The following is a 16,089-nucleotide window of genomic DNA, read 5'->3' as shown; positions in this document are numbered from 1 at the left end:
TTCTAATTTTAAAACTTAATGTGTTGTGATAATTTTTGCATATAGAAGGAACGAATTAAAAGGAAAAATAAAATTTCAACTGTTCCAAAAATCATCAGTACGACTGTAATCTCAGCGAAGAACGAGAGATGTAAAATTTCTTGTAGCATCTTTGTCGCAAACATCGTATGAATCGATGCCGTAATGTATGGAACAAAGAATAAAATAGCAAGTTGAATTGTAGCAGATCGTTTCATTTCGGCTTCTGTTAAACCAATTTTTGTAATCGTTACATACTTTTCTTGCTCATTTGTTAAATCTGTATACATTCGGAAGTAAAGAACACTGCCAGCACCGATAAAGAAAATAACTCCTAGGAAAGTACCAATTAAGAAGAACGAAGCGACATTTAGTTTTGCTTTATATAGAGAATCACTCGCTTCACTTGCGTGGAAAGGAGGATGCTCTGCTTTGATCGCTTCACTTTCATTATAAATTTTTGTTGTAAATGCCGAACCGATGTTATGTGCTTTTTCCCAATCGTATACTTTAAAGCTATATACACTCATTTGTTTTGAAATGGTGGATAATGCTTCTACATTTTCATCAGATAGTATGAGCAATTGGTATATTAAGCGATTTGGGAATGGATTATAACTTTTATATTCTTTCACTTGTAGTTGTAAATTGTTTTGAGTAAGTGTAAGAGTATTTTTTTTGTCTTTATTATGAAGCGTTCCAATAACTTGATCATCTAAGTCTGTCATAAGAATATAAGATTCATTCTTATTTACCGTGAGCGTTTCCAAATTTAAAGCCTTAGCAAGTACATTATAGTCACTTTGTTTAATGGCATAATAGAGCTGCGTGTTATCTTCAGCTGAAGATACTTCATATATATCCGTTTTAAATTTTGTATAAGTAAAGTGCTCTTCATTAAATTTTTGCTCTAACCAGTTTAAATGTTCATCCGCTAACGTATTTTCAGTATGAGATAAATATGTAAACGGGAAAGGGTTTTTCCTAATTTCATCAAACTTTGTAAACTTCCCGAACCCATATAAGAAGGTAATCATTGTAAAAGCGAGCGTCGATAGCATCGCTACAATAAAGAGCATGTTAATGTTTGTCCGAATACGCGCTGCTAAATCAGAAATCCAAAGCATATTAATTCGTTTCATATAAAACTTTCTTCGCGTCTTTAATATACGAATGAGTAAGAAGCTAATCTGTGAAAAGAAAAAATATGTCCCAGCTGAAATAAGCGATGGAATGACAAATATACTAGAGACGGCATATAAAAGCCCAATGATGTCACCTAACGACATAAAATACAGTGGATTGGCTGCTAATACATATCCAGTTATTAAGCATGTCGCACCGAATAGAGAGATGAGCACGGATGCTTTTCTTTCTTTTTGCTGTTTTCCTTCTTTTAAAAGTCGTACCGCTTTTCTTGTACGAATGAGCATCGGTGTAAAAGACGATACGAGAATAAAGAGACCGAGAAAGATTACTATTGTTAAAATGATAGCACCTGTAGGCCAATATAAATATAGACCTGGTACATGCGTAATTTTTGCGGTAACTAATAAAAAGAACTGTGAAAAGACAAGTCCTAATTGAATACCAAAAAATATAGAAAGAATACCGATTAACATGTTTTCTAAAAAAATAAGTCGTTTTAGTTGTTTTTGAGATATACCAAGTACAGTTAAAATCCCGAACTGTTTTTTTCGTACTTTTAAGAAAGTACCGATCGAATATAGTAAAAAGAAAAATGAAAAGAACACAATGACAACCTCTGAAATTGTCATTAGTATGTTCAGAGCATAATTAACGTCTGTCATATGCAATTTCGGATGAAATAAATAAACTGCAAATGAGAAAAAAATTGCGATAGAGAACGCACTGCTTACAAAATAGGCGAAATAAGCTCTGGCGTTCCTTGTGACGTTTTTAAATGCAAACTGCCAAAATGTCATTCACCTAGACCTCCTAGTAGGATGAAGACGAAAAGGATATAAGAGATACCCTTTTCCCCTATTAAATACATTCATAAAATTTAACCATTCGTATACTCTGATAACTTTTGCATGTAAAAAGAACGAATGAATAAGAAAAAGACGATTTCAACTACGCCAAAAATAATAAGAACAGCTGAAATTTCTTTGAATAGTGATAGATCAATTACATCTTGGAGCATTTTTGTTGCAAACATTGTATGAATGGATGCCATAACATATGGAATGAAAAATAAAATGCTAAGCTGAATAGTAGCAGATCGTTTCATCTCTTTATCTGTCACACCGATTTTAGAAATGGTTATATATTTTTCGTGTTCGTTTGTTAAGTCTGTATACATTCTAAAGTAAAGAACGCTACCGGCTCCAATGAAGAAAATAACACCTAAAAATGTTCCGATTAGAAAGTATGCAGCACTACCAGATGTGATTCTGTATAATGAACCTGCTGATTCATAGGAGCGTATAAGAGGGCCTTCGTATTGGAATTCCTGTCGATCTCTTTGTATTTTTTTCATAAAATCATCAGCAATTTCATAAGTCTTTTCCCAATTTTGTACGTTATAATTGTACGCTGTTACGTGCTTTGTTGTATTTGGTAAGGTGTTTACAACAGCGTCAGGTAAAATTAAAGTTTGGTATGAAAAGTTAGATGGAATGGCCCCTGCTTGTTCATAGCCTTTTACTTGTAATTGCGTATTTGTGCTAGAAAGTGTAATAGACTTTCTATTGTAGCTTGGCTCAAATTCGCTGAATAAGGTTATATAAGCGTTACCTGTTAAGACATATGCTTCATTTTCGTTCATGAATAGTTGTTTCATTCGCAGGGAAGCTGCGAGTTTATTATAGTCACTTTGTTTTATTGCATATATGTCATTATAAGCTGTTATACCTTCGTCTTCTTTCAGTGGTGTTTCATATAAATCAGCCTTTATTTTCTTATAAGAGAAATTCTCTTTTTTTAATTGTTGTTCAAGCCAATTTAAATGATCGTTCACAAAAGGATTTGCGTCATAAGAAAAATAAGAGAATGGAAAAGGTGAACTTCGCGTAACCTCTAGCTTTGTAAACTTCCCGACTCCATATAGGAACGTAATCATTGTGAAAGCAACTGTAGATAGCATCGCTACAATAAACAACATATTAATATTCGTTCGGATGCGGCTTGCTAAATCCGAAATCCACAGCATATTAATCCGTTTCATATAAAACTTTCTTCTTTTCTTTAAAATATAAATAAGTAAGAAACTAATTTGAGAAAAGAAAAAATATGTTCCGATTGAAACGAGCGTTGGAATCACGAAAATACTTGAAACCATATATATAACGCCTACTTGCGAGTTTATTGAGAAGAAATATTTAGGATTTCCAGCTAAAATATAACCACTTAATAAACAGATAGCACCAAACAGAGAGATAAATATGGATGGTTTTCTTTCCTTTTGTTTCCTACCATTAGTTTTTAAAAGGTTTACCGTCTTTTTCGTACGAATTAGCATAGGTGTAAATGAAGATACAGCGATAAAGAGACCAAGAAACACAATCATTGTTAAAATGAAAGCATTCGTAGGGATATATAAATATATCCCTGGTAGATGTGTAATTTTTGCTGTTACTAATAAGAAAAACTGCGAGAAGACAAGTCCAAACTGCATACCAAAAAAGATAGATAAAATCCCAATTAACATATTTTCCATAAAAACGAGACGATGTAATTGTTTTCTCGATATTCCTAGAACGGTTAAAACGCCGAATTGCTTTTTTCGAACTTTTAAAAAGGTACCAATGGAATATAGTAAAAAGAAGAAAGAGAAAAATACAATTACTACTTCTGAAAATATCATTAATCCTGAAATTTCAGAGCCCATATTGAAGTTTTGTAATTTCGGATGAAATAAGTAAACTGCAAACGAAAAGAAAACAGCAATGGAAAAAGAACTACTTACAAAGTAAGCAAAATAGGCTCTTGAATTGCGCGTGACGTTTTTAAATGCAAACTGCCAAAATGTCATAATATGTACCTCCCACTAGAAGGCAAATATGTAGTTTTATTGCAAAAAATGTATGAGAGTGCGTTCTCATACATTTTGCTTGCATATGTTAGGGTCATGATTCAGTCACCTTCTCCGCATGTTCTGCTTGATTATTTGCAGCGTTGTGGAAGATGATTTTAATCGTCGTTCCTTTACCAACTTCAGATTCTAGTTTGACAGAGTGACCTAAATAATCACAAATTTTACTTACAATATACAATCCCATACCAGTAGATTCTCCGAATGCACGACCATTTTTCCCCGTGTAAAACGGTTCAAATACTCTTCGAATATCTTCTTGAGGAATACCAACACCTTCATCGCGAACTTCTAAAATAATATCTTTTCCGTTTCGGTAAGCAGATAAGAATACTTTCTTTCCGCGCTCACCAGAGTAACGAACTGCATTTGTCATTAACTGATAAATAATGAACTTTAACCATTTCGCATCAGAAGCAACCTTTAAATCGGAATGAACTTCTAAAACAGGGAAGACCCCGTTTCGAATGAATAGTTCTTTTAATCCATTAATATTTTTTGTTACCGCATCTTTTAATGAAATCGTCTCAACATGGAAATCTTCATGGAAGTTATTCAGCCTTGCCATATATAAAGCCATATCGAGTCCTTGATTTAATCGTTCTAATTCTTTTTTGAATTTCGGAATTAAATGTTCATCTTCCATTTCGAGTACCATAAGCTGCATAACAGATACAGGTGTCTTCATTTGATGTACCCAGTGGTTAATGAATAATTGATGTTCTTGTTGTTTTACTTCATACGATTGTAGTTCTTTTTGGAAGAGACGGTACTGTGTACGCACGAGTTCATTTACACCGTGAGGCATCGGAGCAGTTGCTCTTTCAATAAACGCATCTTCCATTTTTTCTGGTTGCTCACTTAATCTATGGTACATTCTACGATTGCGAACGTAACGATAAGCGAGGAAACAAATGAATAAATATAAACTTAAAACGACGAAGTAAAATTTATTATTTTGAAATCCATCTACTGCATCATAAAGAACGAAGATGATACCGAAGTTTAATACGTATAGTAGAAAAAATGCAAAATGATCACGTAAAAATAGCTTCATGCTTATTCACTCCAAGTTGCGTTAAAACGATACCCAAGTCCACGTACTGTTTCAATAGCATTTTCAATACCAAGCTCATTGAACTTTTTACGAAGACGCGTAATGTTTACGTTTAATGTATTTTCTTCAACGAAGCTTTCGTCATCCCATAGGGCAGCTAGTAAATCTTCACGGCTCGCTGTACGAGGGAATTTAGATAATAACATTTCTGCTAAAATCGCCTCTTTTTTCGTTAAAAGAACTTGCTCAGCTCCGAAATGAATTTCTGGACGCTCTGGGAATAATTTTAGTCCTTCTACTTCAACGATACGTTCAGAAATATTTGGCGCATAATCACCGTAAATACGGCGTAATTGTCCTTTAATTTTCGCCATTACAACGTCGTAGTGGAACGGTTTTGTAATATAATCATCCGCACCGCTCTCAATCGCCATAATTTGTTCCATCTCACCAGCACGAGCTGAAATGAAAATAATTGGACAAGTAGATTCATGACGGATTTGGCGGCACCAGTAGAACCCATCGAATTTCGGTAAGTTTACATCAAGTAAAACAAGATGTGGTTTCACAGCGTTAAACGATTCCATAATATCATCGAAATTCTCTGCAACAACAGCTTCATAGCCATATTTTTGAATGTGAGATTGTAGTAATGATGAAATATTTGGATCGTCTTCAACGATTAAAATTTTATACATATGTATATTCCTCCTAAAAAAACAATTGTAGATATAGTGTATCATGTGTTTCAAGTCTTTTCATTAAGTTGAAAGATAAGCTAGTAAACAGTATAGGTCAAAAGCGGAGAAAGTAAAAAGGGCTTCGTATATAATTGACAATTAACTGAAATCATTTTAACATTTAGATAAATATCTAAATGTCTAATTAGTGAAAGGAAGAAAGACATTGAATCAAGCATTCAAAGCGTTAGCAGATCCAACAAGGCGAAAAATTTTAGACTTATTAAAAGAAGGCGATCTAACCGCTGGAGAAATTGCTGAACATTTCAATATGACAAAACCAAGTATTTCACACCACTTAAGCGCACTTAAAAATGCTGAACTTATTCAAGATGAAAAAAAAGGCCAATTCGTTATGTACTCTTTAAACACAACTGTCTTTCAAGATTTATTAACTTGGGTGTTTACGTTTACGAATAAGGGGGAAGAGGGGAAATGAAAAAGCATCTTGTCGCAATTATATTGATTCTTATAACTGGTTTAGCTTGGGCATATGCATGGCCGAATTTGCCTGATACAATGGCAGTTCATTGGGGAATGGAAGGTGTAAATGGTTATGCTTCCAAATTTAATGCAATGTTGTTGCTACTTGGGATTATGATTTTTACTTACGTTTTATTAACAATTACCCCAAAGATTGATCCTAAGAAAAAGAATTATGATAAGTTTTCTAAAGGTTATATGATAATAAACTATAGCGTAGTAGTATTATTATTTTTAGTTAATATGCTTGTAATTGGAGTGGGGTTAGGCTATGACATTCCAATGAATAGTACACCGCTTATTCTTGTTGGTCTTTTATTTATAGTCATCGGAAACTATTTACCACAATGTAAACCAAATTACTTTGTAGGTATAAAAACACCGTGGACGTTAAGCAACGAAGAAGTATGGAGAAAAACGCACCGTTTTAGCGGAAAGGTGTTTGTTGTATTAGGAATTATTATGATTTTAAGTGTTTTTGTACCAGTAACGTGGAAATCTTTCATAATGGTTGGAATTATTATTGGTGCAGTAGGATTAACGATGGGATATTCCTATGTCGCTTATAAAAAAGAACTAAAAATGTAAAATAAAGCTGCTTTTCCTTTTCAGGAAGAGCAGCTTTATTCTTTATTTCTTCAAAACAGGTATCCAAATTTCACTTTTAAAATTTGGAGAAGATATATCTTTCTGCTCATTCCACAATATTTCCGGCCCTTCCGCTAGTTCATAATTGGAAGAAGGAAACCATTCAGAATAAATACGTCCCCATACATTTTGTAATGCATCAGGAAATGGTCCGACAGCTTCAAATATAGCCCACGTTGAAGCTGCGACTTCAAGTTGTGCGAATTGCTCTGGGCAATCTGCCGCCCTAGCTACGCCAATATAGTGATCGAGTTCGCCTTTTTCCTCCATTCTTCCTTCAGAAAAGTTAGTAGAAGCACTAATGATTCCATTCGGTTCCATGTTTGAAAGTGACTTTAACATTTCAATGGACTCTGGATTTAAACTTTTCCACATAGAAGCAATTTCTTCATTTACACCGTTAAAAACGATTGGTACGCGTTTTGTAATACCTATAATTCGAAATGGCTCTTTTTCTTCAATTCGATAGTTCATTTCATTTCCTCCTTGAATCGATAACTGGAAGGTCATTGGTGAATAAGCTTTCAAAGAATGACTACTATTTCGGGCCTCTGAAGGTGTTATGCCGTGCAAGTTTTGAAAGGCACGTGCAAACGAATCTGGTGAGTTGTATCCATATTTTATAGCGACATCAATGACTTTTGCATCGCTAACTTTTAGTTCAAAAGCAGCAAGAGTAAGACGTCTACAGCGAATATATTCTGATAGGGATATGCCAGCTAGAAAAGAAAACATTCTTTTGAAATGATATTCAGAGCAGTACGCTATTTTTGCGACTTTTTTAAAATCAATTTCATCTGTTAGGTTGTTTTCAATATACTGCATTGCTGCATTCATATTTTTAAGTGAATCCATACGATGACCTCCTTGTTAAATAGAATAGCAGGAAAAAAATAAGTCCATCCGACATTTCATGCACAACTTTGTAGGGGACATTTGTAACCTTACAAAATTGTAATGTTCCTGTAAGGAGAATGAATGGATGGCATGATATCCCAATGTTATAGTAACAAAGTACTTTCGTTCAGTAGGTTAAATTTTGATTTCTTTGCTTACCGGCCTTACATAACTGTCATGTTTGTGTAAGAAACATCGATAGTGGCAAGAGTAGAGAGTGTATATAGTTGAAAATAGAGAATAGAAGAAATGAGGGATGTCGAGATGAAAACAGTGTTAGAAGCAAAAAATATTGAAAAAGTGTATGACACGGGTGGTAATAAATTCGCAGCGTTAAAAGGTATTAACTTACAAGTAAAAGAAGGTGAGTTCGTTGGAATTATGGGACCTTCTGGTTCGGGGAAGACGACTTTACTAAACGTTCTTTCTACAATTGATAATGCGACGAACGGTGAAATTTTAATTGATGGAAAAGATATCGTGAAGATGAACGATGATAAGCTAGCGTTATTCCGCCGCGATCATTTAGGATTCATTTTCCAAGATTATAATTTATTAGATACGTTAACAGTGAAAGAAAATATTGCTTTACCACTTGCATTATCAAAGGTGAAAGCAAGTGAGATTGATCGCCGAGTTCTTGAAATCTCAAAGAAATTCGGTATTGATCATATTTTAAGTCAGTTCCCATATCAAGTATCTGGTGGACAGAAGCAGCGCTGTGCAGCATCGCGTGCGATCGTTACAAATCCTAGTATGATTTTCGGAGATGAGCCGACAGGAGCGCTTGATTCTAAATCAGCAACAGATTTATTAGAAAGTATGAAGTCGTTAAACGAATATGATAACTCTACAATTTTAATGGTAACGCACGATGCGTTTGCGGCGAGTTATTGTAAACGAGTTATTTTCATTAAAGATGGTGAGTTATATAAAGAGTTGCACCGCGGTGAATCAACGCGTAAGCAGTTCTTCCAAAAAGTTGTTGACGTAATGTCTTCTATTTCCGGAGGTATGGCTGATGACCTTATCTAGCATTGCCCTCCGCAACATACAGCGGAACTTTAAAGACTACTTTGTATATTTTGCATCTATGATCTTTAGTATCGTCATTTATTTTACATTTAAGGCACTGCAGTATAATTCTCAAATGGAAAAAGCCGCGGAAGGTTCAAAAAAAATTAGCGGTGCGTTTCAAGTATCAAGTGTTATGCTAATTATTTTCGTGGCAGTGTTCATTATATATTCAAACGGTTTCTTTACAAGGAAGCGTAAAAAAGAAGTGGGACTATATTCCTTATTAGGTATTCGTAAAAGACAAATCGGTAAAATGCTCTTTTATGAAAATATGTTAATGGGATTAATGTCTTTAATTATCGGGATTGCGATTGGTAGCGTGCTTTCAAAACTATTCCTTGAGTTATTAGTAAGTATGATGGGATTAAATTTAAATGTTCATTTTGAAGTACCGATGGCTGCCATTATTGATACAGCAATTATTTTCTTTGTGATTATTTTGTATACATCACTTCAAGGATATCGTTTAATTTATCGCTTTAAGTTAATTGAACTTTTCCGCGCCGAACGTGAAGGAGAAGCAATGCCAAAAGGATCTGTCATTATGGCATTAATTTCAGTTGTCTTAATCGGTTCAGGTTATTTCTTAGCATTAATGTTCATGAAGGCAGTTAAATATGCAGACTTTATGGCAGTTGCACTTTATATTTTACTGGCAACAGTATTAGGTACGTACTTACTATTCATGTTCTTTACAGTATTCGTATTGAAACGTGCAAGAACGAATAAATCATCGTTTTATAACGGTATGAATATGGTAACGACGTCACAGCTACTATATCGTATTAAAGGAAATGCAAAGTCACTTGCGACAATTTCTATTTTAAGCGCGGTAACATTAACAGCAGTTGGTACGTCAGTTACGATGTATTACAACACATTTACGCAATCAAAAGCAGTAGCACCATATAGCTATTCTTATGAGAAAAAAGATGCAGCGCTTGATAAGAAAGTAAATGCGATTTTTGCAGAAGAGAAGAAAAATCACCCGATCAAAGATCAATTTGAAATTGAGACAGTTCCTGTAAAAGGGAAGTTTGAAGGAGACAAAGTTGATTTCATTCTTAATATGAATTACACGATTTCAGAGAAATATCAGTTAATGTCTCAGTCGGAATTTAATAAACTTGCTAAGAAAATCGATGCAGAAACAGTGAATGTAGCTACTGATGAAGCATTTATATATGATAGTTCGTATATGGAAGGACATGAGTTTAGTCCACAATATAAAGGAAATAAAGCGGTATTCCAAATTGGAAACGAAACGAAGCAATTAAAAATCCAAGGTGCAAATGACGTTGCGATTACAAATTTAGGTGAATTAGTTGTTGTCGTTTCAGATGAAATGTATGAGCAAGCGAAACAAGCATTTGGAACACGCGTTGTAAAAAATATTGATGTAAAAGATGAAAAAGATAGTAAAGTGTTAACAGAAAAATTAACAAAAGTGATGCCAGCTGGTGAATCAGAAATGGTGCCATCATTTAGAGATTTCTACACTGGTTTCCATATGGGGCTTGAAGGAACAGGATTAATGATGTTTATTGGAATGTTCTTAGGTCTTGTATTCTTATTAGCAACAGGTTCTATCATTTACTTTAAACAATTAACAGAAGCAAATGCTGATCGTGAGCGTTATGTTGTGCTTCACAAAATAGGGGTCACAAAACAAGAAATGAAAAAAGCTATCGCAAAACAAGTAAGCTTTATCTTTGCAATCCCGTTAGTAATCGGAATCCTGCACAGCTTGTTTGCATTAAAAGGTTTAGGGAACATACTACCATTCGAAATTATGATTCCGCTCCTAATTAGTATTGGAGTATACGGCGTCATTTATATCGGATATTACTTCCTAACAGTTCGTTCTTATTATAAGATTGTGAGCGCGAAATAATAAGTGAAGCTGTGAGAAATTAAAAAAGCCATTTACCTAATTTTTTATGAGGTGAATGGCTTTTTTTGTTCTAAATACTACCGCGCATCGATTATGTCGATGAAACTAAAAGTATGTTTACGGTCAAAGGCATCTATGCATACTAAAGAACGCTTTAAAGGATTTAATTCAATTACAGCCATATAACTTGTAGGGAAATAACCATTTTTATAATAAGTGATCAATATTTCTTTTTCTGAAATGTAAGAGCGTAATAAAGTATCTTCAATTCTGTCTCTATCATCATATGGTGATACTTTTCGCGATTCTTTCATGTCAGTCGATTTTGATATTTTTGTACTACTCATGCTTTCTATTCTCCTAACAATATATTTTCTATATAGGAAGGTTAATCACTGGTAGCTACTACTGATTTCGTTTTAATGTGTATGATTGGAAGCCAAATTTGCTTAGTACTAAAAAATTATCAAATTCATTCACTTATTTATAGTAATTATTTGTCATTCTTGTACTTTTTTGAATGGGATTAATATTTTATTAGGGGGAATTTGGATGAAGGTGAGCTAGTATGATAACTATCTCACCTCCTATTAAGAAAGCGTTTCTATATCACAGTATGATTTTCACGATATTGTCTAGGCGTCATACTCGTAATTTTTTTGAAGACTCGTGTGAAATAACTTTGATCATTAAAATTAAGCCAGGCACAAATATCTGATAATGGATAGGTCGTTAATGTTAATAATTTTTTTGCTTCTTCTACTCGTTCTCTCTGAATATATTCAATTAAAGGAATTCCCACTTCTTTTTTAAACAGTTTTGATAAATAAGTAGGGGAAATATGTAAAAGATTAGCAAGGTCATTCAGAGATATTTCATCGTAAATATGTTTGTGAATATGATTGAGGCACGTAGTAATGGAATTAGAATATGCTTGATTATTATATTCTTTCACACGTTCTGCAAAAGTGCATAATGCATCTTCAATTAACCTATTTACGGAATACATGTTATCTAGTTTTTCAATCGTTTGTATATATAAAGTACCGAGTGAAAAAGCAATATGTGATGGAAGATTACCTTCTATTGCATATCGAATAGCTAGCGTAATGGCGATAATGCCATTATTTTTTTGGTTTCTAAGTTGATCTCCTTTAGATGAAATTGCCGCATCTTCTTGTGGATATGAATACGCATATTGTATGACCTTTTCTTTATTGCCTTCTTTAATTGCTGAAAAAAATTTACGTTCCAATGATATGTCATAATTTTGCGGATCATGGCGGCGACGTTTTGAAATATATAAATCAGGATTTACAATTTTATAAGAAACATCTTCGAGTAATTTATTCTCTTTCCAGACAATATCTCTATCTAATTTTTCATTGAAAATTACGTAATGTAACCAAATACTTATATCAATTAGCGTGCTTTTTTTAATCTCGGGTAGAAATTGATAGTAGTCTACTCCTTGTTGCATTTTATTATTACAGTTGAAATATTTCATAAGTTTAATTGCCATTTCATCTGATACCTTTGGGTAGGTAGTCGGGCCGATTATAATTGTTCCTTTTATATGTTCATGATTTGTTATATGGATGCTAATGAAATTCTCAAGATACTTATTCCCTTTGAAAATTGGAAAATTACAAGGAGCGTTTTCTTGATAAATTTCATTCAGATGTTCTTCTTTAGAAGAATAAAATGGACTACCAATCATATGAGAAGTAGATTCATATACAATTTTTTTATCAGTTGATAGAAATTGAACAGGAACATGAAACGTTCTATGTACAAGATCACATAAGTGCTGTAGGTTGATGGAATTATTCATTAGCTTCTCCTTTTAAATAGTTTTGAAATTACATATTAATTAGATCTACATTCGTTTTTATAAAATATAAATTTCTTATTATTTGAATTTTTTTCGCTCACATGAAAAGAATTACATATATTGGATAGGAGTGGAAGGTGATTTACGAATTAAATTCCGCAGATGTTGTATGAAAATAGACGTAGCGATGGTACCTTCCATAAAATTTCTTTTTATATCCATTATACCAAATTAATAAATATAAAAGAGGTATTTATATATGGAATACGAAATGTTTCATTCTTCATAAAATCTTAAGAAATCTCCTCAATTTTTGTTAAGAAACGATAGTTATACTTAGAAACAAGTTAAAACTATTGAACGAATGGGGAGAGGGTTACATGCAACTCATAACATTCTTACATGAATTTATTAAACATCCGAAACATACTGGTGCTATTGCACCAAGTTCAAAAATATTAGCAAAGAAAATGGTAGATGTAATTGATTTTAATAAGGCGAAGTGCATAGTAGAGTTAGGGCCTGGCACAGGGGTTTTTACGAAAGAGATTATGAAGAGAAAGAAGAAGGAGACAATATTTCTTCTTATTGAAATTAATGAAGTGTTTTGCAAAGAGTTACAGAGAAAGTTTAAAGATGAACAGAACGTCATTGTCGTACACGGTTCAGCTGAAAATATAAAGAAATATAAGGAAGAGTTCAATATAGAATGCGTTGATTACGTCTTATCTGGATTACCTTTTACATCTTTACCAGAAGAAGTTTCAAAGCGAATTTTAAACAATGTAATGGAAGCGATACACGAGAAAGGTGAATTTATTACATTTCAATATTCACTTGTGAAAAAAGGATTTATACAGCATTTCTTCCCTGAAATTACGCTCGAAAAAGTTTGGCTCAATTTCCCGCCAGCGTATGTTTTTAGCTGTAAAAAAGAGCTAAGGGGAGCATATGCATAATGGAATTACATGAATTATTATCTTATATTCAACAATACGGTTACTGGGCATTATTTTTCGGTTTATGGTTGGGTATTATCGGTATGCCAATTCCAGACGAAATGATCGTAATGAGCGGTGGTTTTGTCTCTTCACTAGGGATATTAAGTGTCATTCCTGCATTTTTATTAACTTATTTCGGCGTTGTATCTGGGCTATCGTTAGGTTATATATTAGGAAAAATATTTGGTACGAAAGTACTGGATAAGCTAATGAAAAAGAAAAAGGCGAAATATCTTTTGAAATCTAAACAAATGGTAGAGAAGTATGGTCATTATGCGTTAGTAACAAGCTATTTCATACCAGTTGTAAGACATATCGTACCGTATTTAGTTGGAATGAATAATATGTCATTTAAGATATATGCTTTGTATTCCTATACGACAGGGTTTGTTTGGACACTCGTTTACTTTGTGCTCGGTTCTTTATTTGGACAACACATTAACAGAATTGTAGCGATCGCAATAGAGTATGGCGTGTATTTTGGAGGAATTGTTTTTGTTGTTGTGGGTGGTGCATATTTGTACAAGCAAAGAAGAAGTACGGTGATGAGTAAGTAAATAGAATAAAGGTTTATGCTTATTGAGAGTAGTATAAAAGGGAGAGTTATTTTATAAAATAACTCTCCCTTTTAATGTAATAATTCCTTATTACTTTCATTAGGTGTTGTCTGAAATACAGTTATATAAATTGTTAATATGGTTGTATTGATTAGATTAGCTAATACAGTCATAAAATCACTTGATGAAGTGATAAGAACGAAGATTGAAAGTATGGCCGAAGCTAGTGGAATAAACTTTTGTAGCGTAGTTAACTTTCCGTCTTTATGAAGCTTTGAAGATTGAAAGAAGCAAAGTAAGAAAATAAAGGATGTAAATAATAATCCTAAATAGCCCCATCCATCTTCAATATACCAAGGTAAAAAGCTCATTCTTGATGTGAAAATAAATAGATTGAATACTAACGTGCTAATGATTAGTGTATTTAAAACCGTGATATTTGTCTGTTTTTCCATTTGAATTACACTCCGAAATTTATTTTATCCTGCTATTTGTGGACAGCAAAAAACACTGATTAAAATGGCCCTTTATTGAGATGCCTTTGCCATTTCCATAAATCGCTTTTCAATTTCATCTAATTCGAATGAATGGCATATTCTGCGGTCTTCGTTATCTAAAATTCGATAGTGCTGAGATAAAATATTTTGTTGTATTTGATAACCGTTTAATTCTTTTATTTGTCGCCACCACATTTTTCCTCCTAACGTTTTCGGGAAATTCGTATTGTAATGTGTAAAAGCGATTGTTTTTATAATTTCATTCACATCATCCCCAAATGTCATCTGAACTGTATCGCTCTGTTCGAAGAGTGTTACGACACAAACTGCACCTGACCATGTTAGTGTGCGTCTTCCTTTTTCAATTTCTACTAATGTTTTCTTCGATAAACCGATAATTTCTGACATTTTATCTTGAGATAAATCATTTTCAGCACGGATAAGTTTTAATTTTGAATTAACGAGTTCAATAAATTCTTGTTTATTCATTATGCATCTCCTTTTTCTTTATAGTGTAAAATTACACTAAAGGTGTAATTTTGTCAATTTAAGCGTGAAAAGTTTTTTGAGCTTACTAATTAATATTTCACTTTAAGTTTAAGAAAATGTTAAGAAACAGTACGAGTTTTTATTAAGGAATACGCCCTATACTTAGAAACATCTTAAAGAAAACATAATGAAAGGCGGCATATAGATGAAAAGATTTATTTTTGGATCACTACTTGTTATCGTCGCAGGAGCGGCATATTTATTAAATGAGAGTACTGCGATTGATAGGATGAATCCATTTCTTGATATAGAGCACCATTATGCAATAATTGATAACGATGGTAAAGAGTTAGGTGGAAATAAAAGTCGTGAATATAAAGTGAAAGCCTATGATGAAAATGGTAAGGAAAAAGAAGTTATAATTGACGGAGTAGATGAATTACCAAAAGGGTCGTACTGGTATGTGCTTACAAGAGGGAAGCTTTTGTATGATAAAGTACAAGTAATGTCAGATGAAATTCCTGATGGGGCGAAGGCGAAGTTAGGTTTATAAAGATAAAACCGATTCTCGATGTGGGAATCGGTTTTATTATTTTATGGTAAAATTTAGTGGGGGAGGCGAGAGTGATGCTACTTATTATTAGTCTTATTTTAATTGGATTTATGTGTAGTATGAGAATCGTATCTTTACATATGATAGAGCGAGAAAAGATAGAAGAGCGATATGTATATTGTCCAAAATGTGATGCGAAAATCCGAAGAGGAAATTCTGCTCCTTTTTGTTCGAAATGTAATTTAATATTTTAACTATAGGAAATTTGATAAAAAATAGCTTGAAAC

17 protein-coding genes are annotated in these 16,089 nt (G+C 33.2%); 8 read left to right on the top strand and 9 right to left on the bottom strand.

Translation table 11 applies throughout. The annotated features are described in order from the left end of the window. Window positions 1–8: 8 nt before the first annotated feature. The 4 genes from ACHZK0_RS23630 to ACHZK0_RS23615 all read right to left on the bottom strand — a co-directional run bounded on the left by ACHZK0_RS23630 (window position 9) and on the right by ACHZK0_RS23615 (window position 5,830). On the bottom strand, window positions 9–1,964 hold the full coding sequence (locus tag ACHZK0_RS23630) for an ABC transporter permease (RefSeq protein ID WP_270341334.1): 1,956 nt from the start codon (window positions 1,962–1,964) through the stop codon (window positions 9–11). 80 nt (window positions 1,965–2,044) lie between these two features. Next, complete coding sequence (locus ACHZK0_RS23625) at window positions 2,045–4,015, bottom strand: FtsX-like permease family protein (RefSeq protein ID WP_395760943.1); 1,971 nt, start codon at window positions 4,013–4,015, stop codon at window positions 2,045–2,047. A 94-nt stretch (window positions 4,016–4,109) separates the two neighbouring features. Beyond that, window positions 4,110–5,132, bottom strand: coding sequence for a sensor histidine kinase (locus ACHZK0_RS23620; RefSeq protein WP_395760942.1), 1,023 nt, complete (start codon window positions 5,130–5,132; stop codon window positions 4,110–4,112). A 2-nt stretch (window positions 5,133–5,134) separates the two neighbouring features. Continuing rightward, window positions 5,135–5,830, bottom strand: coding sequence for a response regulator transcription factor (locus ACHZK0_RS23615; protein ID WP_000276736.1), 696 nt, complete (start codon window positions 5,828–5,830; stop codon window positions 5,135–5,137). 208 nt (window positions 5,831–6,038) lie between these two features. Between ACHZK0_RS23615 and ACHZK0_RS23610 the strand changes: the two genes are divergently transcribed. Then, window positions 6,039–6,311, top strand: coding sequence for an autorepressor SdpR family transcription factor (locus ACHZK0_RS23610; protein ID WP_001070529.1), 273 nt, complete (start codon window positions 6,039–6,041; stop codon window positions 6,309–6,311). Next, a complete protein-coding gene (locus ACHZK0_RS23605) occupies window positions 6,308–6,943 on the top strand; it encodes an SdpI family protein (RefSeq protein ID WP_029440261.1) in 636 nt (211 codons plus the stop codon). The genes ACHZK0_RS23610 and ACHZK0_RS23605 overlap by 4 nt, the downstream gene beginning before the upstream one ends. Window positions 6,944–6,985: 42 nt before the next feature. Here ACHZK0_RS23605 and ACHZK0_RS23600 read toward each other — a convergent pair whose 3' ends face one another. Continuing rightward, entirely contained in the window at window positions 6,986–7,858 is an 873-nt protein-coding gene (locus ACHZK0_RS23600) for an AraC family transcriptional regulator (RefSeq protein ID WP_270341343.1), read from the bottom strand. 306 nt (window positions 7,859–8,164) lie between these two features. On the opposite strand from ACHZK0_RS23600, the gene ACHZK0_RS23595 reads away from it, so the two are divergent. Together ACHZK0_RS23595 and ACHZK0_RS23590 are read left to right on the top strand one after the other, a co-directional pair. Next, window positions 8,165–8,935 carry an ABC transporter ATP-binding protein gene (locus tag ACHZK0_RS23595; protein WP_000859656.1) on the top strand — a complete coding sequence of 257 codons (771 nt, stop codon included), beginning with the start codon at window positions 8,165–8,167 and terminating at the stop codon, window positions 8,933–8,935. After that, window positions 8,922–10,871: an ABC transporter permease gene (locus tag ACHZK0_RS23590; protein ID WP_270341346.1), complete on the top strand. Its 1,950-nt coding sequence runs from the start codon at window positions 8,922–8,924 to the stop codon at window positions 10,869–10,871. Before ACHZK0_RS23595 ends, ACHZK0_RS23590 begins: the two co-directional genes overlap by 14 nt. Window positions 10,872–10,948: 77 nt before the next feature. Here ACHZK0_RS23590 and ACHZK0_RS23585 read toward each other — a convergent pair whose 3' ends face one another. Both ACHZK0_RS23585 and ACHZK0_RS23580 read right to left on the bottom strand, forming a co-directional pair. Continuing rightward, window positions 10,949–11,218, bottom strand: coding sequence for a YolD-like family protein (locus ACHZK0_RS23585; RefSeq protein ID WP_395760941.1), 270 nt, complete (start codon window positions 11,216–11,218; stop codon window positions 10,949–10,951). A gap of 257 nt (window positions 11,219–11,475) precedes the next feature. Further along, the gene (locus ACHZK0_RS23580; RefSeq protein ID WP_395760940.1) at window positions 11,476–12,705 is read right to left on the bottom strand and encodes a helix-turn-helix domain-containing protein; all 1,230 of its coding nucleotides are present in this window, start codon (window positions 12,703–12,705) and stop codon (window positions 11,476–11,478) included. A gap of 380 nt (window positions 12,706–13,085) precedes the next feature. On the opposite strand from ACHZK0_RS23580, the gene ACHZK0_RS23575 reads away from it, so the two are divergent. Beyond that, complete coding sequence (locus tag ACHZK0_RS23575; RefSeq protein ID WP_395760939.1) at window positions 13,086–13,664, top strand: class I SAM-dependent methyltransferase; 579 nt, start codon at window positions 13,086–13,088, stop codon at window positions 13,662–13,664. Further along, window positions 13,664–14,263, top strand: coding sequence for a DedA family protein (locus ACHZK0_RS23570; protein ID WP_395760938.1), 600 nt, complete (start codon window positions 13,664–13,666; stop codon window positions 14,261–14,263). The genes ACHZK0_RS23575 and ACHZK0_RS23570 overlap by 1 nt, the downstream gene beginning before the upstream one ends. Window positions 14,264–14,334: 71 nt before the next feature. On the opposite strand, the gene ACHZK0_RS23565 is transcribed toward ACHZK0_RS23570, so the two are convergent. Further along, window positions 14,335–14,718, bottom strand: a complete 384-nt coding sequence (locus ACHZK0_RS23565) for a hypothetical protein (RefSeq protein WP_395760937.1) — start codon at window positions 14,716–14,718, stop codon at window positions 14,335–14,337. Between the two features lie 72 nt (window positions 14,719–14,790). Beyond that, window positions 14,791–15,249, bottom strand: coding sequence for a helix-turn-helix transcriptional regulator (locus ACHZK0_RS23560; protein ID WP_262740257.1), 459 nt, complete (start codon window positions 15,247–15,249; stop codon window positions 14,791–14,793). A 205-nt stretch (window positions 15,250–15,454) separates the two neighbouring features. On the opposite strand from ACHZK0_RS23560, the gene ACHZK0_RS23555 reads away from it, so the two are divergent. Further along, entirely contained in the window at window positions 15,455–15,802 is a 348-nt protein-coding gene (locus ACHZK0_RS23555; RefSeq protein ID WP_262740256.1) for a YxeA family protein, read from the top strand. 74 nt (window positions 15,803–15,876) lie between these two features. Further along, entirely contained in the window at window positions 15,877–16,056 is a 180-nt protein-coding gene (locus ACHZK0_RS23550) for a hypothetical protein (protein WP_395760936.1), read from the top strand. Window positions 16,057–16,089: the final 33 nt, after the last annotated feature.

Origin of the sequence: Bacillus sp. 3G2, assembly GCF_044324725.1 — a bacterium.
Lineage (GTDB): Bacteria > Bacillota > Bacilli > Bacillales > Bacillaceae_G > Bacillus_A > Bacillus_A mobilis.
The sequence above is the reverse complement of the archived record's forward strand: the minus strand, read 5'-3'. Positions and strand labels throughout refer to the sequence as shown.